General features: G+C 70.4%; 25 protein-coding genes and 1 riboswitch. Of the genes, 9 read left to right on the forward strand and 16 right to left on the reverse strand.

The window, feature by feature from the left end:
• Positions 1-70 precede the first annotated feature (70 nt).
• Positions 71-889: a S1 family peptidase gene (locus EIL87_RS14030; protein WP_233576235.1), complete on the reverse strand. Its 819-nt coding sequence runs from the start codon at positions 887-889 to the stop codon at positions 71-73.
• Positions 890-1,188: 299 nt separating this feature from the next.
• Here EIL87_RS14030 and EIL87_RS14035 point away from each other — a divergent pair, with 299 nt between their 5' ends.
• Complete coding sequence (locus EIL87_RS14035) at positions 1,189-1,815, forward strand: LysE family translocator (RefSeq protein WP_125090963.1); 627 nt, start codon at positions 1,189-1,191, stop codon at positions 1,813-1,815.
• Here EIL87_RS14035 and EIL87_RS14040 read toward each other — a convergent pair.
• The 7 genes from EIL87_RS14040 to EIL87_RS14070 form a co-directional block, all read right to left on the reverse strand.
• The gene (locus tag EIL87_RS14040) at positions 1,729-2,946 is read right to left on the reverse strand and encodes an MFS transporter (protein WP_233576236.1); all 1,218 of its coding nucleotides are present in this window, start codon (positions 2,944-2,946) and stop codon (positions 1,729-1,731) included. The two genes, EIL87_RS14035 and EIL87_RS14040, sit on opposite strands and share 87 nt — an antisense overlap.
• A gap of 65 nt (positions 2,947-3,011) precedes the next feature.
• Positions 3,012-3,140: a hypothetical protein gene (locus tag EIL87_RS27715; RefSeq protein ID WP_267898848.1), complete on the reverse strand. Its 129-nt coding sequence runs from the start codon at positions 3,138-3,140 to the stop codon at positions 3,012-3,014.
• A gap of 531 nt (positions 3,141-3,671) precedes the next feature.
• Entirely contained in the window at positions 3,672-4,475 is an 804-nt protein-coding gene (locus EIL87_RS14050; protein WP_125090964.1) for a S1 family peptidase, read from the reverse strand.
• A gap of 243 nt (positions 4,476-4,718) precedes the next feature.
• Positions 4,719-8,396 carry a cobaltochelatase subunit CobN gene (gene cobN, locus EIL87_RS14055; RefSeq protein WP_125090965.1) on the reverse strand — a complete coding sequence of 1,226 codons (3,678 nt, stop codon included), beginning with the start codon at positions 8,394-8,396 and terminating at the stop codon, positions 4,719-4,721.
• Between the two features lie 49 nt (positions 8,397-8,445).
• Positions 8,446-8,565: riboswitch (cobalamin riboswitch) on the reverse strand.
• A 317-nt stretch (positions 8,566-8,882) separates the two neighbouring features.
• The gene (locus EIL87_RS14060) at positions 8,883-9,794 is read right to left on the reverse strand and encodes a D-isomer specific 2-hydroxyacid dehydrogenase family protein (RefSeq protein WP_125090966.1); all 912 of its coding nucleotides are present in this window, start codon (positions 9,792-9,794) and stop codon (positions 8,883-8,885) included.
• Positions 9,795-9,856: 62 nt separating this feature from the next.
• Entirely contained in the window at positions 9,857-10,450 is a 594-nt protein-coding gene (locus tag EIL87_RS14065) for a bifunctional 4-hydroxy-2-oxoglutarate aldolase/2-dehydro-3-deoxy-phosphogluconate aldolase (RefSeq protein ID WP_233576237.1), read from the reverse strand.
• A 3-nt stretch (positions 10,451-10,453) separates the two neighbouring features.
• Entirely contained in the window at positions 10,454-11,440 is a 987-nt protein-coding gene (locus EIL87_RS14070; RefSeq protein WP_125090967.1) for a sugar kinase, read from the reverse strand.
• A 172-nt stretch (positions 11,441-11,612) separates the two neighbouring features.
• Between EIL87_RS14070 and EIL87_RS14075 the strand changes: the two genes are divergently transcribed.
• The 3 genes from EIL87_RS14075 (at position 11,613) to EIL87_RS14085 (ending at position 14,680) form a co-directional block, all read left to right on the forward strand.
• Entirely contained in the window at positions 11,613-12,158 is a 546-nt protein-coding gene (locus EIL87_RS14075) for a YbhB/YbcL family Raf kinase inhibitor-like protein (protein ID WP_125090968.1), read from the forward strand.
• A gap of 120 nt (positions 12,159-12,278) precedes the next feature.
• Positions 12,279-13,268 carry a VanZ family protein gene (locus EIL87_RS14080; RefSeq protein ID WP_158628641.1) on the forward strand — a complete coding sequence of 330 codons (990 nt, stop codon included), beginning with the start codon at positions 12,279-12,281 and terminating at the stop codon, positions 13,266-13,268.
• A gap of 14 nt (positions 13,269-13,282) precedes the next feature.
• A complete protein-coding gene (locus tag EIL87_RS14085; protein WP_125090970.1) occupies positions 13,283-14,680 on the forward strand; it encodes a mycothione reductase in 1,398 nt (465 codons plus the stop codon).
• Here the strand turns inward: EIL87_RS14085 and EIL87_RS14090 are convergent.
• The 3 genes from EIL87_RS14090 to EIL87_RS14100 form a co-directional block, all read right to left on the reverse strand.
• Positions 14,673-15,404, reverse strand: coding sequence for a Type 1 glutamine amidotransferase-like domain-containing protein (locus EIL87_RS14090; protein ID WP_125090971.1), 732 nt, complete (start codon positions 15,402-15,404; stop codon positions 14,673-14,675). The genes EIL87_RS14085 and EIL87_RS14090 overlap by 8 nt on opposite strands.
• Before the next feature lie 48 nt (positions 15,405-15,452).
• Entirely contained in the window at positions 15,453-15,683 is a 231-nt protein-coding gene (locus tag EIL87_RS14095) for a type II toxin-antitoxin system Phd/YefM family antitoxin (protein ID WP_125090972.1), read from the reverse strand.
• A 73-nt stretch (positions 15,684-15,756) separates the two neighbouring features.
• Positions 15,757-17,277, reverse strand: coding sequence for a cobyric acid synthase (locus tag EIL87_RS14100; protein ID WP_125090973.1), 1,521 nt, complete (start codon positions 17,275-17,277; stop codon positions 15,757-15,759).
• A 116-nt stretch (positions 17,278-17,393) separates the two neighbouring features.
• Between EIL87_RS14100 and EIL87_RS14105 the strand changes: the two genes are divergently transcribed.
• The 5 genes from EIL87_RS14105 (at position 17,394) to EIL87_RS27460 (ending at position 20,608) form a co-directional block, all read left to right on the forward strand.
• A complete protein-coding gene (locus EIL87_RS14105) occupies positions 17,394-17,837 on the forward strand; it encodes a YbaB/EbfC family nucleoid-associated protein (RefSeq protein ID WP_125090974.1) in 444 nt (147 codons plus the stop codon).
• On the forward strand, positions 17,834-18,013 hold the full coding sequence (locus tag EIL87_RS27455) for a hypothetical protein (protein WP_233576238.1): 180 nt from the start codon (positions 17,834-17,836) through the stop codon (positions 18,011-18,013). The genes EIL87_RS14105 and EIL87_RS27455 overlap by 4 nt, the downstream gene beginning before the upstream one ends.
• Positions 18,014-18,132: 119 nt before the next feature.
• Positions 18,133-19,233: a WXG100 family type VII secretion target gene (locus EIL87_RS14115; protein ID WP_125090975.1), complete on the forward strand. Its 1,101-nt coding sequence runs from the start codon at positions 18,133-18,135 to the stop codon at positions 19,231-19,233.
• 2 nt (positions 19,234-19,235) lie between these two features.
• Positions 19,236-19,859, forward strand: a complete 624-nt coding sequence (locus EIL87_RS14120) for a DUF6346 domain-containing protein (RefSeq protein ID WP_125090976.1) — start codon at positions 19,236-19,238, stop codon at positions 19,857-19,859.
• The gene (locus EIL87_RS27460) at positions 19,856-20,608 is read left to right on the forward strand and encodes a DUF6346 domain-containing protein (RefSeq protein WP_233576239.1); all 753 of its coding nucleotides are present in this window, start codon (positions 19,856-19,858) and stop codon (positions 20,606-20,608) included. The genes EIL87_RS14120 and EIL87_RS27460 overlap by 4 nt, the downstream gene beginning before the upstream one ends.
• 13 nt (positions 20,609-20,621) lie before the next feature.
• Here EIL87_RS27460 and EIL87_RS14130 read toward each other — a convergent pair whose 3' ends face one another.
• The 5 genes from EIL87_RS14130 to EIL87_RS14150 all read right to left on the reverse strand — a co-directional run bounded on the left by EIL87_RS14130 (position 20,622) and on the right by EIL87_RS14150 (position 25,667).
• A complete protein-coding gene (locus EIL87_RS14130) occupies positions 20,622-21,182 on the reverse strand; it encodes a hypothetical protein (RefSeq protein WP_125090978.1) in 561 nt (186 codons plus the stop codon).
• A 42-nt stretch (positions 21,183-21,224) separates the two neighbouring features.
• Complete coding sequence (gene map, locus EIL87_RS14135; RefSeq protein ID WP_125090979.1) at positions 21,225-22,082, reverse strand: type I methionyl aminopeptidase; 858 nt, start codon at positions 22,080-22,082, stop codon at positions 21,225-21,227.
• Positions 22,083-22,183: 101 nt separating this feature from the next.
• Complete coding sequence (locus tag EIL87_RS14140) at positions 22,184-22,573, reverse strand: type II toxin-antitoxin system VapC family toxin (protein WP_125090980.1); 390 nt, start codon at positions 22,571-22,573, stop codon at positions 22,184-22,186.
• Between the two features lie 407 nt (positions 22,574-22,980).
• Complete coding sequence (locus EIL87_RS14145; protein WP_199740407.1) at positions 22,981-24,765, reverse strand: penicillin-binding transpeptidase domain-containing protein; 1,785 nt, start codon at positions 24,763-24,765, stop codon at positions 22,981-22,983.
• Positions 24,766-24,830: 65 nt separating this feature from the next.
• Positions 24,831-25,667, reverse strand: coding sequence for a GNAT family N-acetyltransferase (locus tag EIL87_RS14150; RefSeq protein ID WP_125090981.1), 837 nt, complete (start codon positions 25,665-25,667; stop codon positions 24,831-24,833).
• Positions 25,668-25,766 lie beyond the last annotated feature (99 nt).

Raw genomic sequence — 25,766 nt, forward strand, 5'->3', positions numbered from 1 at the left:
GGATATCACAGGACTTCACCCGATTCCGCACCCGCGAGCACCGGGAGTTGTGCACACCACGTGCTGATGTTCACGGCGTGTAGTTGGACAACCTCGTGTAGACGCCGGGCGTGCCGGGGCGTCCGCAGCCGGTCCCGTAGGACACCACGCCGATGAGCCGTCCGTCGGCGACGATCGGGCCGCCGGAGTCACCCGCGCAGGCGTCGCGCCCGCCTTCGGGGTAACCGGCGCAGAACATGCTGCGCGGGTCGTAGTTCGGGTAGGCCGTGCGGCAGCTCTCGTCGTCGGTGATCGGCACCTCGACGGAGCGCAGGGTGTCGGAGGCGGGGCCGTTCTCGCTGGTTCGACCCCAGCCGTAGACGCGGGCGGTGCCGCCCGGCCGGTACGGCGCGTTGTCCCCGGGTGCGACCACGGGCAGCGGGGGCTGCGGCAGCGGCGCGGTGAGCTTGAGCACGGCGAGGTCGTTCCCGGTGGTGAAGTCCTCGTAGCCGGGGTGCACCCAGACGTCGGCGACTTCGGCTTCGGTGCCCTGCGAACTGCGCAGGTCGGTGCGCCCGGCGATGACGTGGATGTCCTCCGGTGCGCGTTCGGAGCCGGTGAGCGGGTCGTGCGCGCAGTGGGCGGCGGTGATGACCTCGCCGGCGCGGATGAGCGTGCCGCCGCAGTACTGGTTGCCGTAGCGGTCGGTGAGCGCGACGGCCCAGGGCGCGTCTTCGGTGGTGGCACCGGTGCCGCCGAGGATCCGCGACTGCGGCTGCTCGTCGCCGGTGATCGCCGGTCCGGCGTGCGCGGCCGGGCTCGTGCCGGCCAGCGCCGCGACCGCTCCGGCGAGGGCGAGCGCGTGCAGCGCTCTGGTCTTGTCAGCGGATCCCTGTGCGTCGCGGCCCAAGTCGGTGCCTCCAGCTCTCGCGGTCGTGGTGCGGGGCGGACACACCGTATTCAGCCGGTCACCGAAACATCCCGAGGTGCAACTCACAGTCCTACAGGAAAACATCCCGCTAAACTGACTGGCGGGGACAAATTCTTCTGCGCACGTCGACGTTGACGATCGCACCTCCATCCCGCGGCACTGCTGGCCCGGGGCGCCTCCGCCTCGGCCGCCCGCCGATATCGCCTGACCGGATGACGAGAAGAACCTGATCAAGTGACGCGGCAGCACGTGCTGCCCTGAGGAGAGAGGAATTCGCCGTGCTCCTGGACCCGACGCCGGTGCCCGCCTTCCTGCTGGCGAGCGCGGTCGTGATCATCACACCGGGAGTGGACGTCTTCCTGCTGCTGCGCACGTCGCTCAACCACGGCCGCAAGGCGGGCCTGCTCGCGCTGGCCGGCATCCACACCGCCAGCGCGCTGCAGGTCGCCCTGGTCATCTCCGGGCTCGGCGCGCTGATCACCAACGCCCCGGGCGTGCTGGTGGCGTTGAAGTGGGTCGGCGCGGCCTACCTCCTCCACCTCGCGGCGACGATCGTGCGGGGGTACTGGCTGACCAAGCGCGAGTCCGGTTCGCTGGACGTGCCGCCGCCGGAGGACGTCAACCCCTACCTGCGCGGACTGCTCAGCAACCTGACCAACCCGAAGATGCTGCTGTTCACCCTCGCCTTCCTGCCCCAGTTCGTCGGCGAGTCCACCCAGCCCGCGCTGCAGCTGGTCGCGCTGGGCGTGGTGTTCCTGGTGCTGGCGGCGATCTGGGAGGTCACGATCGTGCTCTGCGCCGCCGGCATCGCCGACCGGCTACAGAACCCCCGAGTCTCGAAGTCGCTGGACGCGCTGAGCGCGACGGCTTTCGTGACGATCTCCATCGGGCTCGTCGCGAGCTGACAACAAGGTCAGCAGCGCCAGCCCGGCCAGCACCAGCAGCACGACGGGCACCGCGACCACGCCCGAGAGCAAGCTGACCACGAACGGCGTGCAGAAGCCCAGGTAGGCCAGCACCCACATGATCGCGGTGAGGCCGGCGAGCTCCGACGGCGCGGCGATGCGGCCGACCACCGTCAGGCAGTAGGTCGACACGAAGCCGTACCCCGTGCCCAACGTCAGCGCGGCGATGAGGCCCAGCCACGGCTGGGCCTGCCACGCCGCCACAGCTGCCAGCACGAGCCCGGCGGCGATGGTCACGAGACCGACCACCGCCGTCGCGCGCACCCCGCGTCGGGCGAGGCGGCGCGCCCAGGGCTGCACGACCGCCCCGAACCCCGGAGCGCACAGCGTGGAGATCCCGGCGTAGAGGACCTCCTGGTCGGCGGCGGTGGTGACCTGCGCGGGGAGGACCGCGAAGCCGACCGTGGGGCACAAGAAGATCCACGGCGCCACCGGCACCACCCGCCGCAGGAACCGGGGGTCGCGGACGCCGCGCCCGCGCGGTGCCCCCGCGACCGGCTCGGCGCGCGTCTCCGGGCAGCGCAACGCCGCCGGCAGCGTCACCGCGCACAGCACCAGGTGCGGCAGGTAGGCGCTCACCAGCGGGAGCGGGCCCCAGGTCGCCACGAGCGCGGAGACCAGGCCGCTGATGCTGAACCCGGCTGCCAGCAGCACTCCGGCCCGGCGCGCTCCGGCACCGTCCTCGGTCGCCGTCCCGAACGGCGGGTGTGACAGGTCGCGCACCCAGGCGCTCCCGGCCGCCAGGACAGCACCGGTGCTCAGCCCGACCAGCAGTCGCCCGACGGCCAGCCACGGGACGACGTGCGCGCCGAGCATCAGCGCCACGGTGGCGACCGCGTTGAGCACGATCGCCCAGATGACCACGGGCTTGCGCCCGCGTCGGTCCGCCAGCGGACCGCCGAACAGCAATCCCGGCACGAGCCCCACGACGTACAGGGCCAGCAGCCCCGTGGCCGCCGACGGGCTCAGCCCCAGTTCACCCCGGTAAGCCCCCAGCAGTGGCGAGAACTGGTTCGCGCCCCACCCCGCCACCATCAGCAGCAGCGCGGCCGGCACCCAGATGTTTCGCATCCCTCACGTTCTACGTGACCGACCCCTCGAGCCACCACCCGTTCGCCGTCCAGGAGCGACGGGGATCACCACGGCCCGGTCCCGTCCTGGGGTCGCTTGGCGTTGTTCGGAACATCGTCGAGCTCTCCTGCGGCCACCGCCATGACGACGACGTAGGCCTCGGTGTTCGAGGAGGTCAGGCGAACTCCGTTCACACCGAGGGAGGTGGAGGTCGTGGCCAGAGCGAGGAGCTTGTTCCCGTCGACAAGACCACGGGTCCGAGCGAGGGAGTGGAGCAGAGCCGCACCCTTCTCCACCACCGTCGGGTGGGTCTCCACCCCGAACGCCGTCGTCCTCCAACTTGGCGAGAGCCGACTCGAGCAGCCGTGGTCATGAACCTCGACCTCGCCTCCCGGAGTTCGCTCACCGACGTGGAGAGGCTCGTCCAGGGTGAGGTGGATCATCGACCGAGGCGCTCCCGCGCTTCCGCACACCGCGGGAGTTCCTCGTCGAGCACCCGATCGATCAGACCAGCCCTGCTGTGCCCCTCGATGTGCTCCCGCACCGCCTGGCGGGCGACGTCCTGCGTGGAACGGTGTTCGAGCTCAGCACGACGCCGCAGGGCCTCGGCTTCTCGTCTGACGATCGCAACGTCATTGCCATGTGGAGTGGTACCAGTGCTTGCACCAGGCGGTCCGTGCTCCCGCCGCGCCCGGTGGAGGACGCAGCGGGAGCACAGCGCTGTCTCAGCGCCCGGCCGCGAGCTGGGCCTGGATGTCGGCTGCGTAGGTGGAGGTCCGGGTGTAGATCCCCGGGTTGCCCGGCCGGGCGCAGCCGTTCCCGGTGGAGACGATGCCGACGAGCTTGCCGTCGACCACCAGCGGACCGCCGGAATCGCCCTGGCAGGCGTCCACGCCACCTTCCGCGTACCCGGCGCAGACCATCGCCTGCGGGTCGTACTGGCTGTAGGCCTGCTTGCAGTCGTCGTCCGAGGTCAACGGGACCTCGGCCTTCTGCAGGACGTCGGCGGAGCTGCCGCCCTCGGAGGTCGCGCCCCAGCCGAGCACGGTGGCCACCCGGCCTGGCTCGTAGACCGCGGTGTCCTCCGGTGTCGCGACCGGCAGCGGGGCCTGCGAGAGCTCCTTGTCGAGGGTCAGCACCGCCACGTCAGACCCGGTGTTGGCGTGCTGGTAGTTCGGGTGCGTCCAGATCCCGGTGACCCCGGCCTCGACCCCCTCGGTGGAGGACTTGTCCTCCCTGCCCGCGATCACGCGCACCGACGTGGGCTGCTCGCCCTCGACGCAGTGCGCGGCGGTGATGACCTTGTTGGCTGCGCCGATCGTGCCCCCGCAGAACTGGTTCCCCTGCCCGTCGGTCAGGTGCACGACGTACGGGTGGTCGGCGATCCGGGCCGCCTGCCCCCCGACGATCGGCGGAGCGGCCGTTCCCTGCTGGCCGGCGTGGGCAGTGGTGGCGAGCAGGCCCCCGACCAGGCTCATCGCCGCAAGCGTTCCTGCCGCTGCCCGCACCCCGAATGTCCTGTCCAACATGGTTCGTCTCCTCCCCCGGAGCCTCCGGGCGGCCGTCCGACCGCCGCTCCGGCTCGTCCAAAGTGTCCACGAGTAAGAGGAAACGAACCCCTTGTCAGATACAGCTCAACCAGGAGCGCAACACGAACGAGTGGAAATCTGAGGACTTTTCCACCCGGTCGACCCACCATCTGAGTCCACAGTGGAGAGACGTGCGGAGAGGTGTCCGCCCCGGGGCCGACACGCCCGGCCCCGGGGTGGGTTTCAGTCCTCCAGCTGGCCTTCCAGCTCCAGGTACACCGACCGCAGGTCGTCGAGGACCTGCTGGTCGGGCTCGGCCCAGAGACCCCGGTCCGCGGCCTCGAGCAGCCGTTCGGTCATGCCGCGCAACGCCCACGGGTTCGAACCGCGCATGAACTGCTGCACCTGCTCGTCGAACACGTAGGACTCGGCCAGCTTGGTGTACATCCAGTCGTCCACCACCCCTGCGGTGGCGTCGAACCCGAACAGGTAGTCCACGGTGGCGGCGAGCTCGAACGCGCCCTTGTAGCCGTGCCGCTGCATCGCCGAGATCCACTTGGGGTTGACCACCCGGGCGCGGAAGACCCGCTTGGTCTCCTCGCCGAGCGTGCGCGTCTTCACCGCGTGCGGGACCGCCGAGTCACCCACGTAGGCGGCGGGGTCCTCACCGGACAGCGAGCGCACCATCGCGACCATGCCGCCGTGGTACTGGAAGTAGTCGTCGGAGTCGGCGATGTCGTGCTCGCGGGTGTCGACGTTCTTCGCCGCCACCTGGATCCGCTTGAACGCCGTCTCCATGTCGCCGCGCGCTTCGCGCCCGTCCAGCCCGCGCCCGTAGGCGTACCCGCCCCAGGTCGCGTACACCTCGGCGAGGTCGGCGTCGCTGCGCCAGTTGCGCGCGTCGATCAGCGGCAGCAGGCCGGCACCGTACGCGCCGGGCTTGGAGCCGAAGATGCGGGTCGACGCCCGCCGGTCGTCACCGTGCTCACCCACGTCGGCGCGGTAGTGCGCGGCGACGTAGTTGTCCTCGTCGGGTTCGTCGAGCTTGGCGACGGTCTGCACCGCGTCGTCGATCAGCGACACGACGTGCGGGAAGGCGTCCCGGAAGAAGCCGGAGATGCGCACCACCACGTCGATGCGCGGCCGCCCCAGCTCGGCGACCGGCACGACGTCGAAACCGGTGACGCGCCGGGAGGCCTCGTCCCACTTCGGGCGGCACCCCAGCAGCCAGAGGACTTCGGCGATGTCGTCGCCCTGGGTGCGCATCGCCGAGGTGCCCCACACGGTCAGGCCGACCGAGCGCGGGTTCTCGCCGGTGTCGGCCACGTGCCGGGCGATCAGCGAATCCGCGAGCGCGGAGCCGACGTCGAAGGCGTTGCGGGACGGGATCGCCTTGGGGTCGACCGAGTAGAAGTTGCGGCCGGTCGGCAGCACCGAGATCAACCCGCGGGTCGGCGAACCCGACGGCCCGGCCTGCACGAAACCGCCGTCGAGGGCGCGCAGCACGTTCGTGACCTCGTCGGTGGTGCGCTCGAGTCGCGGCACCAGCTCGTCGCAGGCGAACCGCAGCACCCGCACGAGCTCCACGACGCGCGCACCCATCGCGTCGGTGACGACCTGCTCAGCGGAGCCGGAGTCCCAACCGGTGTCGGCCAGCGCCTCGACCAGCTTGCGCGCCAACGACTCCAGCAGGTCCACCGCGTCCGACGCCGAAGCCGACGGGCCCTCGACGAGCGCGGTCAGCTCACCCGGGACGTCCGCGCGGGCACCGGGCTCGGCCAGCAGCGCCTGCTCGTCGAGTCCGAAGTGGTCGGACAGCGCCGAGCGCAGACCCGGCAGCGCGCCGACCGTGCCGCCGAAGACCTGCTTGGCGCGCAGGATCGCCAGCACGTCGTTGACGAGCTCCTCGTCGCGCGGCGCACGGCCGAGGATGTGCAGGCCGTCGCGGATCTGCACGTCCTTGATCTCGCACAGGTAGCCGTCGATGTGCATCACGAAGTCGTCGAAGGACTCCGCGTCCGGCTGGTCCTCCTGGTGCAGGTCGTGGTGCAGCTCGGCCTGGGTGACCAGCTCCCAGATCTGGCTGCGCAGCGCCGGTTTCTTCTCCGGGTCGAGGTCGGTGACCAGCGCGTACTCGTCGAGCAGCTGCTCGAGCTTGGCGATGTCGCCGTAGGCGTCGGCGCGCGCCATCGGCGGGATCATGTGGTCCACCACCGTCGCGTGGCCGCGCCGCTTGGCCTGCGTGCCCTCGCCCGGGTCGTTGACGATGAACGGGTACACCAGCGGCGTGTCACCGAGCACCGCGTCCGGCGCGCAGTCCGCGGCCAATCCCAGGCCCTTGCCCGGCAACCACTCCAAGGTCCCGTGCTTGCCCAGGTGGATCACCGCGTGCGCGCCGAACTCCTCGGCCAGCCAGCGGTACGCCGCCAGGTACTGGTGCGAGGGCGGCAGGTCCGGGTCGTGGTAGATCGCGATCGGGTTCTCGCCGAAACCGCGCGGCGGCTGGATGAGCAGCACCACGTTGCCGCAGCGCAGCGCGGCGACGTAGAGGTGGCCCTCGTCGTCGACGTAGAGGCTCCCGGGCGGGGCTCCCCAGTGCTCGGTCATCGACGCCCGCAGCTCTTCGGGCAGCGCGTCGAACCACTCGCGGTAGCGGGTCGCCGGGACGCGGATCGCCGCCTCGGCCATCTGCTCCTCGGTCAGCCACTCCACGTCGTGCCCACCGGCGGAGATGAGCCGGTGGATCAGGGTGTCACCGTCCAGGCCGGTCACGTCCAGGCCGCCGAGGTCGTACCCGGCCTCCTCGAGAGCCCGCAGCAGCACGACCGCCGAAGCGGGGGTGTCCAGGCCGACGGCGTTGCCGACGCGGGAGTGCTTGGTCGGGTACGACGAGAGCACCACGCCCAGGCGCTTGGCGGAGTTGTCCACGTGCCGCAACTTCGCCAGCGACACCGCGGTGGAGGCCACGCGCGCAGCCCGCTCGGCATCGGCGACGTAGACCGGGATGCCCTCCGGCCCCTCCTCCTTGAAGGAGAACGGCACGCTGATCAGCCGGCCGTCGAACTCCGGCACGGCGACCTGCATCGCAGCGTCCATCGGCGACAGCGCGGCATCGCTCTCCGACCACACCGCGCGACTGGTGGTCAGGCACAGGCCCTGCAGCACCGGGATGTCGAGTTCGGCCAGCGCACCGGCGTCCCAGGAGTCCTCGTCACCACCCGCGCTGGCGTCGGCGGCGACCGCACCGCCGGCGGCGAGCACGGTGGCGATGAGCGCGTCGCACCCGGCGAGCAGCTCGCGCAGACCCGCGGCGTCGGACAGGCCGCGCAGCGAGCCGCAGAAGACCGGCCGCACGTTCGCACCGGCGGCTTCGACCTGGTCGGCGAGGGTGTCGACGAACGCGGTGTTGCCCGACAGGGCGTGCGCCCGGTAGAAGACGACGCCGATGGTCGGCCGCGACGGGTCGTGCGCGCGCTCGCCGTGCAGGCCGAACTCCGGCATCGACTGCGGCTCGGTGAACCCGGTCCCGGTCAGCAGCACCGTGTCGGACAGGAAGTGCGCGAGCTGCGCGAGGTTCTCCGGACCGCCTTCGACCAGGTAGGCCAGGGCCTGGGTGGAGACACCAGCAGGAACGGTCGACAGCGACATCAGCTCGGCGTCCGGGGTCGCCTCACCGCCCAGCGCCACCGTCGGCAGGCCCGAGGCCAGCACGGCGTCCAGACCTTCTTCCCAGGCGCGGCGGCCGCCCAGCAGCCTGACGACCACGACGTCGACGCCCTCCAGCAGTGCCGGGACGTCCTCGGCGACCACTCGGGAGGGGTTGGCCACGCGGTAGTCGGCCTCGGCGGCACGCGCGGCCAGCAGATCGGTGTCCGCAGTGGACAGCAGCAGAACTCGGGCGTCGCGGGCAGGCTCGCTCACGGTGATCCTCTCTCGGGGTGCGCGCCCCGGCGGGGTTCCCGGCGGCAGGAGTTCCTGGCTCCCGGATCCTCGCGGTGTCCCCGCCTTCCAGCCCGTGAGGGCCGTGGCTGCCAGGGGTCCGCTCCCCGGTCACAGTGGCGCGACCGCCCCGGCTTCACACCGGGTTCCTCCACGTCACCGCCGTACTGGCGCAGCCATCCTATCGGCCGAGCGGGAGGGCACCACACGGCAACCGGATTCCGCGAGAAAGATCTCCCTCGGAGTTCCTCCGCTCATCTTGCCCAGCGGTGCGGGTGGGGGAACCCGAACCGTGCTGTGGACTCCGCGCGCCGCTCCTGATGCCTGCCAGTGCACGGCGTCACGGCGTGCTCGACACAACACCGCTCAGCACCCCCGGCAGCGCCGGTTGCTCAGGTGGGGTGAAGAGGAAGCGCCTCCGGCGCTTGCCTGACGCAGTCGTCGGGCGTGCAACGACGGCGCTGTCTGTCAGTAGCCTGCTGCGACGTCGACGAGGCCCAGGAGGGGCTGGCCGGCCATGTGGCGGCGGACGTTCTCCTCCACCCGACGGGCGAGCGCGGGCATCTGCAGCGACGGCGGGTTGGCGGTGTGCGGGGAGATCAGCGCGCGCGGGTGGCTGAACAGCGGGTGCCCGTCGGGCAGCGGTTCCGGGTCGGTCACGTCGAGCGCGGCCCCGCCGATGCGGCCGGCGTCGAGCGCCTCGACCAGGGCGTCGGTGTCGACCAGCGAACCGCGCGCGATGTTGATCAGCCAGGCGTCGGACTTCATCGTGCGCAGCGCCTCGGCGTCGATCAGCTTCGAGGTCTCCGACGTCGCCGGAGCCGCGACCACCACGAAGTCCGACTCCGCGAGCACCTGGCGCACACCGTCGGTGTCCTCGGCGGGCCAGGTGCGCTCGGCGCCCAGCACAGGCTTGCCGGAGCGGTTCACCGCCAGCACCCGCACGGCGAAGGGCCGCAGCACCTCGATCAGCGCCTTGCCGATGCCGCCCGCGCCGATGATGCCGACGGTCGATCCGGTGAGGCTGCGCATGCCCTCCGGTCGCTGCCAGGTGGTGGCCCGGGCCATCGTCGCCAGCTGCCGGGCCCCGGTGAGCACCAGCCCGAGCGTGTGCTCGGCGACGGTCTGCGCGAACGTCCCCGCGGCGGAGGTGAAGGTGAGGTCCTCGCGCAGCACTCCGGCGGCCACCCAGGACTCGATGCCCGCCGACGGCAGCTGCACCCACTGCAGGCCCGGGCGGTCGTACTCGGCGAAGCGGCTCGGCTCCGCGCCGAACCACACCAGCGCGTTCGCCTCCTCGGCGGAGCTCAGCTCAGCACCGGCGGCCACCACGGCGGCCTCGAGCTCGGCGTTCGCCTCCGGACCAACGTGGACCTTCACGACTTCTCCCTCTCTCACGACCTGCTGGACCCCCGTCGCACGGGGATCGGTGGGAATGGCGGTCAGCCCTCGACGAGGTCCGCCAAGGCGGGCAACTGGGTGTCATCCTCCAGCGCCGATCCGACGGCGACCACGTCGGCTCCCGCCTGCGAGAACTCCGGCGCGTTGCGAGCGTTCATGCCGCCCGTGGCCACGAGGCGCAGCGCGGGGAAAGGGCCCTTGATCGCGCGGAACCAGCTGCTGCCCAGCTCTGCTGCCGGGAAGGCCTTCACCCACGACAGGCCGAGCCGCAGCGCCTGCTGGATCTCGCTGGGCGTGGCCACACCGGGCAGGTGCGGTAGGTCGAGGTCGGCGCTGAGCCGCACCACGTCGGCGTCCAGACCAGGCGCGACGGTGAAGGCGGCGCCGATCCGGTGCGCCGTGCGCAGTTGCTCCGGCGTGGTGATCGTGCCCGCGCCGACCGGGCGGCCGCGTTCGGCACCGGCGCGCACCGCCGCTTCCAGGGACGGCTCGGCCTTCGGCGTCTCGATCGGGACTTCCACGGCGTCGATGCCCAGGTCCCAGGCGCGCTCGGCGAGTTCGACGGTCCGCTGCGGGTCCATGCCGCGCAGGATCGCCATCACCGGCTTGGCGAACAGCTCGTCCAAGAAGTGCACGTCTCACTCGCTCCCGTCGAATCGCAGTGCGCCCCAGCCCTGTTCGTCGAGCGCCAGCCAGCGGTCCACCGACGCGGCGTCGGGTGCCGCGCTGTGGTCCTCGGTGCTGCGGAGGCTGTGCGCGGCCAGCAGGTGCCCGCGGCGCAGGCAGCGCTCGTCGTCCTCGCCGCGCAGCAGGCCGGAGAGGAACCCGGCGGCGAAGGCGTCACCGGCGCCGACCGGCTCGACGACCTCGACGCTGGGGGCGGGCACGACGGTGGTGCGCTCGCCCAGCGCGTAGGCGGCCTCGGCCCCGTCCTTGACCACGACGGTGACCGGCGAGTCGAGGAGTTCCCGCACGTCGGCGGCGGTCTTCACGCCCCACAGGGTCGCGGCTTCGTCGAGCCCGACGAACACCACGTCGGCGAGCTGGGCGAGCTCGGCGAGCACCGGAGCGGCCTGCCGGGCCGACCAGAGGGCGGGCCGGTGGTTGACGTCGAAGGAGATCGGGGCGCGGCGAGGGCGGGTCAGCAACCGCCGGATGAGGCGGTCACAGCTCTCCGACACCGCCGGGGTGATGCCGCTGATGTGCAGGACGCGCGCGGCGTCGACGTCCTCGTCGGCGAGGAAGTCGTGGTCCATGGTCGAGGCCGCCGAACCCGCGCGGTAGTAGTGCACGCGGGTTCCCTCGGGGCCGGGGTCCTTGAAGTAGACGCCGGTGGGGGCGTCGGTGCGCACCTCGACCAGCCCGGTGTCGACGCCGGCGTCCGCGATGGAGGCGACCAGCCGCCGTCCGAGCGGGTCGTCGCCGACGCGGCTGGCCCACCGCACGCGGTGACCGAGCGAGGCCAGGTGCACGGCCACGTTGGACTCGGCACCACCCGCGGAGAGGGTGAAGGAAGGGGCCCGTTCGAGCGGGAGCGGGTCCGCCGGGGCGACCAACGACATCGTCTCGCCCAGGCACAACACCTCGGCCTCGTTGCCCGGCTGCGCCACATGTCCTCCCGTCATCGCTGGGTCGGGCGACAGCTTAGCCACACGTCGGTGCAAAGCGCACACCCTTCGTTGCATCAGACGCAACGACGCCGATCGGTCCGACGCGCCGAACCGGCGCGAGGTCTCCTAGGCTGGCCCCGTGATCGCCGACGATCACCCCTAGCCACAGGAAAAGGAGGATGCTCGCATGACTCTGGAGCGCCCGGTCGATCCTGATCCGTACTCGTTCCTGCCCCCGGCCCCCGAGTTCACCGTCACCTCGGACGACGTGAACCACGGCGAGGCGATGCCGAAGGACCACGCCTACGACGGCATGGGCGCAGGCGGGCAGAACGTGTCGCCGCACCTGAGCTGGTCCGGGTTCCCGGAGACGACCAAGAGCTTCGTGGTCACGTGCTTCGACCCGGACGCCCCGATCCCGGGTGGGTTCTGGCACTGGATCCTGGTCGACGTGCCGGCCGACGTGACCGAGCTGCCGCGCGACGCGGGCAACCGCAACGGCCAGAACATCCCGTCCGGTTCCTTCCACGTCGCCAACGACATGGGCGAGCGCGCCTTCGGCGGTGCCGCTCCGCCGCCCGGCGACCGGCCGCACCGCTACTACTTCGTGGTGCACGCGGTGGACACCGAGAAGCTGGGCGTGGACGAGACCGCCTCCCCCGCGGTGGTCAGCTTCAACCTGGCCTTCCACACCGTGGGCCGCGCGGTCCTCACCCCCACCTACCAGCACTGACGCAGTTCTCCGTCGAGCCCGTCCGGACCGCTCCGGGCGGGCTCGACGTCGTCATCACCCGATCGAGATGTATCTGTTCGGGGTGTCCGCGCCTCTTTATCCATGAGGGAGGTGCGAGGGATGAGCCTGGTTCCGGGGTCCGTCGCCGCGGTGATCGCGACCGGGGTCGCCGCGCTGCTGTTCCCGTCGTTCGTCGCCGGCCAGCACCGGCGGCACGGCGAGCTGCGCGTCGGTGCGGCCGTCCTGCGCTTCGCGACGCTGCTCTACGCGATCGCGGTGGCCTGCTACGTGCTGCCGCCGCTCGGGCGCACCTGCTACCCCGCGCAGCTGCGACCGCTGTTCGGGCTGACCACTGCGGTCGGCCTCGAGCAGTTCGTCTGCAACATCGCGCTGTTCGTGCCGCTGGGGGCGCTGCTGCGGCGAGCACCACCGGTGGCGGCCCTGACGGGAACCGGGCTGTCGGTGTTCATCGAGGTCACGCAGCTGACCGGGTTGTGGTTCCGGTTCCCGTGCCCGGTCCGGGTGTTCGACGTCGACGACGTCATCGCCAACACCGCCGGAGCGGCGCTCGGCAACCTGCTGGCCCCGCTGCTGCAGCGATTTCCCACCGGCAGCGCCCGGCCCGCGGACGAGCCACGCCCGGTGACGGCCGGTCGCCGACTGCTGGGGATGTGCTGCGACGGCCTGCTGCTGATGTGGCTGGGCCTGGTGTGGGCGCAGCTGAGCGGGATCGCGCTCCGCTGGGCCGAGGTCGCGCCGCCGGCCGGGCTGCAGGCGGGCGCGGCGTGGCTCATCCCGGCAGCGGTCGTGCTGGCCGTGACCCTGCGTGCGGGTGCCACGCCTGGCCAGCGGCTGGTCCTCCTGCGAGCCCGCGCCCCGGACCGGCGGGCCGTCCTGTGGGGCTGGACGCTCGGCGCCGGGGGGCTGGCACTGCTGCAGACCTGCTCGGTGCTGCTGCGCGGTGCACCGAGCGCGGCGCTCGGCCTGCTGTGGTGCACTGCTCACGCACTCGGTGTGATCTGGGACAGGCAGCGAGGCGGAATCAGCGGGCGGCTGGCCGGGTTGGAACTGACCGACGCCCGCGGACCGGCAGCGGTCCGCACCCCGTGAGGCAGGATGGAACCGTGCGGCACTTCGACCTAGTCATCATCGGCTCCGGCTCCGGCAACTCGATCCTCGACGACCGGTTCGCCGACTGGAACGTGGCCATCGTCGAGAAGGGCATCGGGCCCAACGACGCCTACGGGGGCACCTGCCTGAACGTCGGCTGCATCCCGACCAAGATGTTCGTGCACACCGCCGACGTCGCGGGGGCGCCCGAGGCCGGTGCCGGGCTGGGCGTCGACCTCGAACGCCGAGGTGTGCGCTGGCCGGAGGTCCGCGACCGCATCTTCGGCCGCATCGACCCGATCTCGGAGGGCGGCCGCCACTACCGGGCCGAGGGCTCCTCCAACGTCACGCTCTACACCGGCCACGCCTCGTTCACCGGCGTCAAGCAGGTGAGCGTGCGCACCGCGGAGGGGACCGAGACGATCACCGCCGACCGGTTCGTGGTCGCCGCCGGTGGGCGCCCGCTGATCCCCGACGTCCCGGGCTTGGACCAGGTCGCGGTGCACACCAGCGACACCGTGATGCGGATGGCCGAGCTGCCGCGCCGGATGATCATCGTCGGCACCGGCTTCATCGGCGCCGAGTTCGCGCACGTCTTCAGCGCGCTCGGCGTCGAGGTCACCATGATCGGCCGCTCCAGCAAGGTCCTGCGCAGCGAGGACGTCGACGTGTCCAGCCGCTTCACCGAGCTCGCCGGGCAGCGCTGGGACCTGCGGCTCAACCGCAAGGTCCTCGCCGCCCAGAAGGAGGGCGACCAGGTCAGGCTGGAACTGGAGGGACCGGAGGGCAAGGAGACCGTCGAGGCCGACGAGCTGCTGGTCGCGATCGGCCGGATCCCGAACTCGGACCTGATCGACGCCGCCGCGGGTGGGTTGGAGCTCAGCGACGGGGGCAAGATCGCCGTCGACGACACCCAGCAGACCTCGGTGGAGGGTGTGTGGGCGCTGGGCGACATCAGCTCCGAGTACGAGCTCAAGCACGTCGCCAACCACGAGACGCGCGTCGTGCAGCACAACCTGCTGCACCCGGACGCGCCGATCTCCGCCGACCACCGCTTCGTGCCGCACGCGGTGTTCTCCGGCCCGCAGATCGCCGCAGTCGGGTTGACCGAGCAGGACGCCCGGCAGCGCGGCATCGAGTACGTGACGTCCACGCAGGACTACGCGGGCATCGCCTACGGCTGGGCGATGGAGAACACCACCGGGTTCGCCAAGCTGCTGGCCGACCCGAACACCGGGCTGCTGCTCGGCGCGCACATCATCGGCCCGCAGGCGCCGACGCTGCTGCAGCCGATCATCCAAGCCATGCACTTCGGCTTGGACGCGCACAGCATGGCCCGTAGCCAGTACTGGATCCACCCGGCGATGCCCGAGCTGCTGGAGAACGCGCTGCTCAACCTGCCGCTCAACTGATCCGGCGCACGTCCAGCGGAGTTTCGACCGCGGTCCCGTCCGGGCCGCGGTCGACCCGGTAGGCCCCGGCCCGCTTCCGCTCGGCGAGCGCTTCGACGAGTTCGGTACCCCGGTAGAGCAGGCCCGCGCCGTCGTCGGTGGCGAAGCCGGGTGGCAGCGTGCCGTCGGCGATGAGCCGCTGGAACAACGGCCTGCGTCCCGGCTCGCTGTCGTAGTGCACGCCGTTGGAGTGCGGCAGCAGGCCGAGCCCGTTGGTGATCGGCCGCAGCTCAGGCCCGAAGGAGTCGGTGGTGCCGCCGGTGTGCCAGCAGATCGACCCGGCTGACACCCCGGTGAGCACGACGCCGGCCTGCCACACCTCCCGGAAGACCTCGTCGAGCCCGTGCAGCCGCCACATCGCCAGCAACCCGGCGACGCTGCCGCCCCACACCCACACGACGTCCCGGGTGAGCAGGTGTTCGCTCAGGTCCTCGAGGTTCGGCATCGGGAACAGCGCCACGTGGCTGGCCTGCCACCCTTCAGCCGACGCGTTGGCGTAGAAGGTGCTGATCAGGCTCGCGTCGTCACCGACGGCAGTGGCCAGGAAGCACACGCGGGGTGCGCGGCCGTTCGTCCCGGCCAGGTCGACGGCGTGGCGGGTCAGCGGGCCGATCCCCCACGGCAGGCGGTCGGACCGGCGGATACCGCCGCTCGTGGCGAGGATCGTCGGAGCATCAGCGGGCACGCGCGGAGACTATCCGAGCGGCGCGGGCGCGTGGATCTCCGGATCGGCTCAGTAGTCGGTGCCGACGTCGAACGAGCCACCGGCCTCCGGCGCCACCCAGGAGGCCGCGACCACTCCGGCGGCGAACTCCTCGCGACGCTGGGCAGGTACCCGCGACGGCTCCAGCGACACCGCGGCCGCCCCGGAGCGGGTGATCACCACGTGCTCGCCGGCTTCCGCCCGTTCGATCAGCTCCGTCAGCCGCTCGCGGGCTTCGTCCACCGAGAACTCAACAGCCATGGCCCCACGTTACCCGCATCACGCTGATCAGTGCGCCATCCGCACCTGTCCGTTGAGCAGTTCGGGTGAGCGCTCAGCCCAACGCCGCGGTCACCCCAGGCAGCCCCGAGGGCACGCCGCCGTCGAGGAGGCGGCGCAGGGCGTCGGTGTCGAGGTGCTCGGCCACGAGGTCACCGAGCAGGTCGAGCTGAGCGTTGCGGATGTCGGCGAACACCGTGTCCTCGGCTGCGCGGAAGCCGTCGCGCCCGGCCAGACCCGCGGCCCAGCCCAGGAATTCGCGCCGGAAGGCGTCGTTCTCGAACAGGCCGTGCCAGTGCGTGCCGAGCACGCAGCCGTGGACGCCGCCTTCACCCTCACCGTCGGGCAGCGTGACCAGCGGTGGCAGGTCGCCGCGGCGGACCGCGACACCGTGGTGGATCTCGTAGCCGCCGACGTCGTGGCCGAAGGCGGCACCTCGCGGCCTGGTCAGCGTCTTCTCCGCCGCGAAGTCGATCTCCAGGTCGAGCATTCCGAGCCCGTCGACCACGCCGGTGCCGGACTCGACGTCGTCGTGGATGCGCCTGGTCAGCATCTGGAAACCACCGCAGATCCCGGCCACCGGCAGCTCGGCGCGGGCGTGCTCGCGGATGGCTGCGGCCAGCCCGGTCTCGCGCAACCAGGCCAGGTCCGCGACGGTCGACTTCGACCCGGGCAGCACCACGAGGTCGGCATCGGAGAGCCGCGACGGCTCGGTGACGAACCGCACCGCCACGCCGGGTTCAGCGGCCAGCGCCTCGACGTCGGTGGCGTTGGAGATCCGGGGAAGCCTGGGCACGGCGACCCGCAACCACTGGTCACCGCGCGGCGGAGCAGGACGTCCCACGACACCGTCGGCGACGTAGGACAGCGAGTCCTCGGCGTCCAGCCACAGGTCCTCGGCCCACGGGAGCACCCCGTGCACAGGCCGCCCGGTCAGCGCGCGGAGCTGGTCGAGCCCCGGCCGCAGCAGCTCGGGGTCACCTCGGAACTTGTTGACCAGGAAGCCGGCCACCAGCGCCTGGTCGGCGGCGTCGAGCAGCGACAGGGTGCCGAAGAGCTGCGCGAACACGCCGCCGCGGTCGATGTCACCGACCACGAGCACAGGCAGCTGAGCGGCTTGGGCGAGGCCCATGTTGGCGATGTCGTGGGACCGCAGGTTGATCTCGGCGGGCGATCCGGCGCCCTCGCACACGACGTAGTCGTTCTCCCGCCGCAACTCGTCCAGTGTGGACACGACGGTGTCGAGCAACGCGGCCTTGCGGTCCCGGTAGGACAACGCGGTCACCTCTCCCGCGACCCTGCCGAGCACCACGACCTGCGACTGCCGGTCGCTGCCGGGCTTGAGCAGCACGGGGTTGAACCGCACGGAGGGCTCGACCCCGCACGCAGCCGACTGCACCGCCTGCGCCCGCCCGATCTCACCACCGTCCGGCGTGACCACCGAGTTGTTCGACATGTTCTGCGCCTTGAACGGCGCGACCCGAGCCCCGGACCTGGCCAACCACCGGCAGATCCCAGCGGTCACCACGCTCTTCCCAGCATCCGAAGTCGTCCCAGCCACCAACAGCGCATTCACACCCCGTTCCTACCCCATGACCCTGATGTGGGGACGAACACCCGGTTTCACGACACCGGGAAGAGCGCCTCAACTACTCTCCCGCGTGATCCGGCAACTTCGACTCACGGAACGCGATGACCACACCTGATGAATGGCTGAGCGACTACAACGCCAAGCTGCAGAAGATCAAGGCCGACACCGACCGCGCCCAGCAGGAGCTCACGCAGGTCGGAGCCTCCGCGACTTCGCCTGACGGCCAGATCACGGTGCGGGTGAACAGCAGCGGCGTGCTCGAGGACATCCGCTTCGGCAACGGCTTCCCACATCCGAAACCGGACCAGGTGAGCGCCACGATCATGGACTGCGTCCGCCAAGCCCAGCGCCAAGCCGCAGGTCAGATGGTCGAGGTCATGCAGCAGTTCGTCGGCGATGGCGCCGCCCTCGACTTCGTCAAGAGCAACCTCCCGCACGGCTACTCCGGCGACGGCACCGACGAGGACGAACAGCAGGCCCCCGGCCGCCCGGCTTCCCCGCCCGACGACGATGACGACTACTCGAACGGGAGCTTCCTGCGATGACCGACGGCTTCCGCGCCGACGTCCCGGTGATCAAGCAGCACAGCAATCAGGTCCAAGGCTTCGCCGACCGGGTCGGAACCGCCCACAGCGCAGCCGAACCACCATGGACACCAACGCCTTCGGCATTTTCGGCCAGTTCCTGGCGACGCAGTGCATCGCGCAAGGCGACCAGGTGAAATCGGCTGTGGAAAGCGGCGAACGGGGCTCGAGGCGATCAAGAAGGCCCTCGACGAAACCGCCGCCGAGTACGAACGCACCGACCGGGAGAACGTGGCCATCATCCAGGGGGTCAAGGTTGACTTCTAAGGACGAGATGGTCGTCACGGCAGACGAGTCGACCAAAGAGGCCGAGAAGAACAACACGGCCAACCCGCTGAGCGGTGCCGGCGGAGCGGAGAACTTCTACGGCGTCTGCCAAGCCATCGACAACAACGACTGGGATTCGGCAGGCCTGAACGCGCTCGGGCTCGGCGTCGACGCGGTCGGTTTGGCGGCGGACCCGCTCGGCACGCTGCTCAGCTGGGGCTTCGGCTGGGTGATCGAAAACGTCTCTTTCTTGCGAGAGCCCTTCGACGCCCTCATGGGCAACCCTGACGCGATCGGCGGAATGGCCTCCACCTGGGAGAACGTCGGAATTGAGTTGAAGGCGGTCGGACAGGAGTACGGCCAGTCCGTCAACGGGACGACGGGGTGGGAAGGTCAGGCTGGCGACGCCTACCGCAAGCTCGGTAGCGATGTCTCGCAAAAGGTCGACCAACTAGCCGCCGCGAGCACGAGCATGAAATCGGCCGTGAACGGCGCCGGTGCAGTTGTTGGGGCGGTGCGAGGCATCGTCCGCGACATCATCGCGGGTGCCGTCGGCGAAATCGTCAGCTGCCTGCTCAAATGGGGCATCGCCGCAGCGTGCACCGCCGGGATCGCAGCAGGTGGCGCCATTGCAGATGCAGTGCGGATCGCGATGAAGTGGGCCGAGAAGATCTCTGAGTGGATGAAGAAGCTCGGAACGGTCCTCCACAACCTGTGGAGCAAGCTCGATGAACTGGGCTCGGTCGCAGCCTCGCTCCGCAAAGGCGTCGACGGGTTCTTCCGCAACCTCGGTGAGGCACCTGGCCTCAACCCGAACCAGAAAGCCATCACTGAGCAGTCAGTGACCGAGGCCGCCCGCAAGATCGCACCGAGCACGACCACCGCTAGCTCAGCGAAGCGCGGCTTCCTCGCAGGTGGTGCGGACTTCAAGCCGGCCTTCCGCGGTGACCTCGCTGACGCGAGCTACAGCCCGGTGACTGCGGGCTGGGATGACTACGGAGCCAGCAAGTTCGGATACGAGGTCGTCAAGGAGACCGCGAAGCTCGACGACGGCTCCGACGAACCCGAGAACAACCGCGACGGAGGCTAGTCATGTGGAAGTCGGACAACCCCCTCGTTCGCTTCGTCCGCTTCGTGGTCGGTTTGGGCATCGTCGCGGTCATCCTGCTCACCGCGCTCACGATCATCTTCTCCTTCCCGGAGAAGAGCACCGCAACCAACGCAACCGCGAAGGTGCAGTCGTGCGTGGACACCGGCCCCATCACCCGTCGAGGCTTCGGACACAACTGGGACTGCAAGATCGCAGTGCGTGATGACAAGACGGGTGAGAGGTGGACCGACCAGGTCGACATGAACGTGTTCAGCCCGGAAGACGTCGGGAAGGAGAAGCCCGTCGCGTGGGGGTATGCAGGGGGTCGGATCGTGAAGTCCGACAACCGGCACTACTCGACCCCGGAGGGTTCTTCCACCGGTACGCACCTGGTGGTCATGTTCGCCACGGGCGCCGTGGCAATCGTCGCCGCGTTGTGGTTCCTCTCGAGGGCGATCATCTGGTCCTTCTCGCAACAGGGACAGCGGAAGTTCTGGGAGAAGATCCACGGGTCGTCCGAAGAGAAAGCAGCCAAGAAGGAGAAGGACGACGAGTTCTGGGCTGAGATGCGCCGCAACCGTGAACTTCGCAAACAGGCCAAGGAGCGACGCAAGAACCGCTCATGACCTGGCCCTTCAGTGGTGGGGCGGTTCCTGCCGAACCGCCCCACCACACCATTCAGGTCTGGGCACCAGGAGTCTTCGGCTGCAAGAGCAGAAGTAGGAGATGTCGGTGTGGAAACCGAACAACCCACTCGTCCGCGCGCTGCGGGTGCTCGTCGGGTTCGGCATCGTCTTCCTCATCGCACCATCGCAGGCGCACCGTCATCTTCGCGTTCCCGGCGAACACCGCGGGTAGCAACGCGACGGCGGTCGCGGAATCGTGCGAGGACCACGGGCCGATCAGTCGCCGTGGGTTCGGGCACCACTGGGGATGCACCGCCCGCATCCGCGATGACAAGACCGGCGAGACGTGGACCGATGTCGTCGACATGAACGTGCTCCAGCCTCAGGACGTCGGACGGTCGGAACGCATCACCCGGGACTACAGCTTCGGTCGTGTCGGCAAGTCCGAGAACCGCGTGTACCGGTCACCCGAGGGCTATTCGGACGGGGTCAACTTGGCCGTCACCGCGGTCGTCGGCTTCGCCGCGATCGGGGCGATGCTCTGGTTCTCCGCAAAAGCCGTTGTCTGGGGCTTCTCCCAAGAAGGGCAACGCAGGTCCTGGGAGAAGATCCACGGCAGCGATGCAGACCGCGCGGCCCAGAAGCAGCGTGAGATCGAGGAACGTGAACGTCGGCGACGACGGCGTTGGGCCGAGGTGAAAGCGCACCGTCAGCGGGTGAAGGAGGAGAAGCGGCGTTCACGCCGCTGACGCCCCCGGGCCGTCAGCTCAGGAGGTCCGGGCGGAGGTCCCCGATCGCCTGGGTGAGGCGTTGGACGGCCCCTCTGCCGGGGAGCGCCAGGCGCGGGACTTCCGGGTTCTCGCGGTCGGCGAGCTGCGGGTGCCTGGCGAGGAAGCCGTTGTCCGCGGGCTGGATCAGCAAGGCGGCTGGGGTCGGCTTCGAGTTCCGGTCGTCCTTGACCTTGGGCTGCGGAAACCGACCGTGCAGGGCGCGCACCTCGGTCCAGGAGATGAGCTCGAACTCGCCGTGGCGGCGCAGCCAGATCCCTCGCTCGTCGAGGTGCACCCGTTCCGGCCGGAGGAGCACGACGAGACCGGCGATGAGCATCAGCACGCCGGGCACGAAGACCAGCACGGTGAAGAACCAGCCCATGACAGCCGCCACGGACGCCGGGCTCTTCACCGCTTCCTCGGGGTACAGGGCGAGGTAGAGGAACGCACTTCCCACCACCGCCAGGAACAGGCCACCGCCGAGGCAACCGAAGCCTTCGCTGTAGCGGACGACCTTGGCCGAGTCGCTGGGAGCCACCAGTTCGGTTCGCACGGCCCCACCTTGGGGAACTGCCCGGCGCCGGTGGTGCCGGTGTCAGAGCTGGGTGAGGATCTCGTTGCCGTCCTCGGTGATGAGGATGGTGTGCTCGAACTGGGCGGTCCAGCTCTTGTCCTTGGTGGTGACCGTCCAGCCGTCTTCCCACACGTCGTACTCGTGGGTGCCGAGGGTGATCATCGGCTCGATGGTGAAGGTCATGCCCGGTTCGAGGATGGTCTGCACCGACGGCTCGTCGTAGTGCAGGATCACGAGTCCGCTGTGGAACGAGCGGCCGATGCCGTGACCGGTGAAGTCCCGGACGACGCCGTAGCCGAAGCGCTTGGCGTAGGACTCGATGACGCGGCCGATCACGTTGAGCTGGCGGCCCGGCTTGGCGGCCTTGATGCCGCGCATCGTCGCTTCGCGGGTGCGCTCGACCAGCAGGCGGGCCTCCTCGGAGACGTCACCGGCCAGGAACGTCGCGTTGGTGTCACCGTGCACGCCACCGATGTAGCCGGTGACGTCGACGTTGACGATGTCGCCGTCCTCGATGATCGTCGAGTCCGGGATGCCGTGGCAGATGACCTCGTTGAGCGAGGTGCAGCACGACTTCGGGAAGCCCCGGTACCCCAGCGTCGACGGGTACGCGCCGTGGTCGAGCAGGAACTCGTGCACCACGGCGTCGACGGAGTCGGTGGTGACGCCCGGCTTGATCGCCTTGCCCGCCTCTTCCAAGGCCTGCGCGGCGATCTTGCCCGCGACGCGCATCGCCTCGACGACCTCCGGCGGCTGCACGTCCGGGTCGGTGTTGCGCTGCGGAGCCGGCTTGTCCACGTACTCAGGACGCTCGATGTGCGCTGGGACTTGGCGGCGCGGCGTCGCAACGCCTGGCTTCAACGGGGCTCGAACCGGCATGCCCCCACTCTAACCACGCTGCCGGGGGCGATTCCGGGCGGTAACCGCAGGCTGCTCACGTTTCCGCGATGCGAACCGGCGCCGCCCGGATGCCGGAAGGATCAGGCCGGAGAAGCCGTGGCCAGCCCTGCCGCCTTCGCAGCCTCGAGCAGCACGGGGTCGTAGGAGACGTAGGTCACCAGCTCGTTGCGGATCCCGCAGGCCGAGGCCAGGTGGATCGCCTCCACCGGGCCGAGGTCGGCGCGCAGCTCGCTGGCGCTGTCGAGCACCTCCTGCTGCACGGGCAGCGTCTCGAGCTTGGAGACGACGATGGAGGCCAGATCTTCGGCGGCGGGCCCCTGCTCGCGGAAGCTGCGCAGCACGTCGACCCTGGACAGCGCGCTGGTGACCCGTGGCTGCTCCCACCGGTCGCGGATCCACTGGCTCAGCGCCTGGCTCTCCGGCTCCGGCGCGATCATCTTGATCAGCGCGGAAGAATCGAAGTAGATCACAACCACTCCTGTTCACACCTGGGGCAGCGCCGACGGCCTTCGGGGCAGGCGTTGCCGGCGCCTTCGTCGGGGTGCCCGCCGAGCACGGGCGGGCCGGTGCGCGTCCGAACGGGGCCGGACACCAGGTCGCTCGCCGCGACGACGCAGCGTGGCGGCCGTATCGCGCATCAGTGGACCTGATATGACGACCGCCCGCCGAGCACAGCACCCGCTGGGCTCGTTGGGCTACAACCTAGCACCCGACTGACCCTGAGTGATCACCCAATCACGTGAAGCAACATCTACTTCACGTGATCGCGTTGCGGAGCAGCGGAAAGCAGACGTCGCCTGGCTCGGGTGCCGCTCCCGGTGCACCAGGAACGACACCCTCGCCAGACGACGTCAGAGAACTCGCGGATGCGCCGCGATCAGATCCCGTCGAGGAACTTCTTGGCCACGTCCACCGCGGGACCGGAGGCTCCCGCATCGGTGAGGAGCACCGCGAACGCCACGTCGTCGCGGTAACCGACGAACCAGCCGTGGGCGCGTTTGCCGTCGCCGTACTGCGCGGTGCCGGTCTTGCCGTGGACCTCGCCCGCACCGGCCAGCCCGCGAGCGGTCCCGCCGGTGACGACCTCGCGCATCATCGAGCGCAGCTGGTCCATCGCGGCCGGGGAGAGCTTCTCCGGGTTGCCGTCCGAGGTCGTCTGCTGCCCGCGCATCAGCGTGGGCGTCGGCATGCTGCCGTTGGCCACCGAGGAGGCCGCCAGCGCCATGCCGAACGGGCTCGCCAGCACCTTGCCCTGGCCGATGCCGTTGGCCGCGTGCTGGGTGACGGTCTCGGCGTTGGTGACCTTGCCGGTGATCGTCGTGGCACCCGGCATGTCGAAGTCGACGCCGATGCCGAGCTTCTTGGCAGTCTTGGGCAGCGCGTCGTCGGGCATGTCCACCGACAGCTGCGCGAACGTGGTGTTGCAGGAGGCCGCGAACGCGGTGTGCAGCGGCACACGGCCCAGGTCGAACTCCTTGTCGTTGGGCAGGGTCATGCCGTCGAAGACCTTCTTCGGCGGGCACTCCACCGGCGTGTCCACCCGGACCTTGCCGCTCTCCAGCGCCGCGGCACCGGTGATCATCTTGAACGTCGAGCCGGGCGGGTACTGACCGGACAGCGCCATCGGCCCCTGCGCGTCGGCCGGGTCGTTCTGCGCGACCGCCAGGACCTCACCGTTCGACGGCCTCATGGCCACGATCATCGCGGGCTGCGGGACCGGGTCCAGCGCCTGCTCAGCGGCGCGCTGGGTCTGGTCGGACAGCGTCACCGAGGTCGGCGGGACCGGCTTCTCGGCCACGGTGTGCAGCTTGCTGATCTCGTTGCCCTTGGTGTCGGCGACGGCGACCTGCCACCCGGCGTTGGCCTTGACCTGCTCGTCGACCTTCTTCGACACGCCGGCGAGCACCTGGGAGGCGTACCCGCGCTCCGAGGCGAGCAGCCGCATCTGCGTCGGGAACCGCAGGCCGGGCAGGTCGTAGATCCGGGAGCGGACCTTGTCGAAGTCGGCCTGCCGCAGCGTGATGACCTGGTAGGGCTGCCCGGGCGGCGTCTTGCCGACACCGTCCATGATGGACTTCTGGGTGATCTCCGGGTCGACCTGGCGCAGCGCGTCGGCCAGCTGTCCCGCCACGCGCGGCGCGTCGCCGGCCTCCTGGCCGTCGAAGCTGACCGTCACGACCGGCTCCGGCGCCATCAGCTGCTTGCCCTCCGATCCCGTCACCGGGCCGGGGGCGGGCATGACCTCGCTGAAGGCGAGGGTCTGGCCGGCCTGCAGCTTCGGGTGGACGACCGAGGGTGCCCACAGGACCTTCCAGCCCTCGGACTCCTCGGCCAGCTGCATCGTGCTGGTGTACCGCCAGACCTTGCCCTCGCCGAAGTCCCAGGAGAGGTCGAACTTCGCGGACGCGCCCTGCTCGTTCTCGGTCACCTGGCCGAGCGTGGCGTGCGACGCGGTCGGGGCGAGGTCCTCGCGCACCTTCTCCAGCGTGCGGCGCGCGGCGTCGGGGTTGTTGGTCTGGGCCGCCGCGCCCGCCACGTCACCTGCGGCGACGGCGTTGACGAACGAGGTGGCCACGTCCTTCTCGGATGGTCCGGTGCTGCACCCCGCCACTGGAACCAGCAGCAGTGCGGTGAGCCCGACCATGATCCGCGAGGCAAGCATGCCCGCGAGTATGCCTAAGACGTGCGTGGCGCCGAATGCGGGCTCCCGGCAGAACGGGCGAAACGTCACAGCAGCACGGTGGCGAACTCCCCGACCCGGCGGAAACCGACCTTCTCGTAGGCGGCGCGGGCGGCGAGGTTGAAGTCGTTCACGTACAGGCTCGCGGTCCGCCCGAGCTCGCGCACGAGCCGGTCGGCGACCGCGGCCGTGCCCGCGGTGCCCAGTCCGGTGCCGCGGCGTTCCGGGTGGGTCCACACGCCCTGGATCTGGCCGACCGTCGACGACAGCGCACCGATCTCGGCCTTGAACACCACCTGGCCGTCCTCGAAGCGGGCGAACGCACGGCCCGAGGAGATGAGGTCGGCCACCCGCGCCCGGTACCCGGCGGCACCGCCGTCGGTCGAGGGGTCGACGCCGACCTCCTCGGTGAACATCGCCACCGCGGCAGGCAGGTACCGCTCCAGCTCGTGCGGGCGCACCTGGCGCACCAGCGGGTCCGGTTCGAGGCGAGGACGCTCGGAGAGGACCATCAGCGGCTGCTCGGCGCGGACCTCGCGCGCCGGCCCCCACTGGGCCTCCACCTCGTCCCACAGCGCCAGGACCTGCTCGGACGGTCCGACAAGCGACGAGCACACCCGTCGGCGGCGCAGCGCGCGGTCGGCGAAGGCGCGCATCGCGTCCGGGCCGCCGCGCAGCGGGACCAGGTTCGCGCCGGAGAAGCACAGACCGGACAAGCGGTCGCCGTGGCCCCAGAGCTCGCCGCCGAGGCGCAGCGGGTGCAGGCCTGCTTCCTCCACGCGCGCGGCGACCATGCAGGCGGCCACGGGCGCGGACTCCAGCACCGAGCGGACCAGATTGGCGTCCCGCTCGTCCAGCAGACGGGCACCGGCAACCTTGAGCACCAATCAAGACTGCCAGAAATGCCGGGCGAACGGCTGCTCAGCGGAGCTCGACCGCCTCGAACGCGACCCTGCTCACCCGTTCGGAGCAGCGATGACGCC

Origin of the sequence: Saccharopolyspora rhizosphaerae (assembly GCF_003931915.1) — a bacterium.
GTDB lineage: Bacteria > Actinomycetota > Actinomycetes > Mycobacteriales > Pseudonocardiaceae > Saccharopolyspora > Saccharopolyspora rhizosphaerae.

Coding starts and splice junctions, on each gene's coding strand:
- EIL87_RS27455 (WP_233576238.1), top strand. CDS start 17,834: ATGACCGACGGCTTCCGCGCCGACGTCCCGGTGATCAAGCAGCACAGC.
- EIL87_RS14095 (WP_125090972.1), bottom strand. CDS start 15,683: ATGGCTGTTGAGTTCTCGGTGGACGAAGCCCGCGAGCGGCTGACGGAG.
- EIL87_RS14080 (WP_158628641.1), top strand. CDS start 12,279: ATGAGCCTGGTTCCGGGGTCCGTCGCCGCGGTGATCGCGACCGGGGTC.
- map (WP_125090979.1), bottom strand. CDS start 22,082: ATGCCGGTTCGAGCCCCGTTGAAGCCAGGCGTTGCGACGCCGCGCCGC.
- EIL87_RS14040 (WP_233576236.1), bottom strand. CDS start 2,946: ATGCGAAACATCTGGGTGCCGGCCGCGCTGCTGCTGATGGTGGCGGGG.
- EIL87_RS14105 (WP_125090974.1), top strand. CDS start 17,394: ATGACCACACCTGATGAATGGCTGAGCGACTACAACGCCAAGCTGCAG.
- EIL87_RS14050 (WP_125090964.1), bottom strand. CDS start 4,475: ATGTTGGACAGGACATTCGGGGTGCGGGCAGCGGCAGGAACGCTTGCG.
- EIL87_RS14075 (WP_125090968.1), top strand. CDS start 11,613: ATGACTCTGGAGCGCCCGGTCGATCCTGATCCGTACTCGTTCCTGCCC.
- EIL87_RS27460 (WP_233576239.1), top strand. CDS start 19,856: ATGACCTGGCCCTTCAGTGGTGGGGCGGTTCCTGCCGAACCGCCCCAC.
- EIL87_RS14070 (WP_125090967.1), bottom strand. CDS start 11,440: ATGACGGGAGGACATGTGGCGCAGCCGGGCAACGAGGCCGAGGTGTTG.
- EIL87_RS14120 (WP_125090976.1), top strand. CDS start 19,236: ATGTGGAAGTCGGACAACCCCCTCGTTCGCTTCGTCCGCTTCGTGGTC.
- EIL87_RS14145 (WP_199740407.1), bottom strand. CDS start 24,765: ATGCTTGCCTCGCGGATCATGGTCGGGCTCACCGCACTGCTGCTGGTT.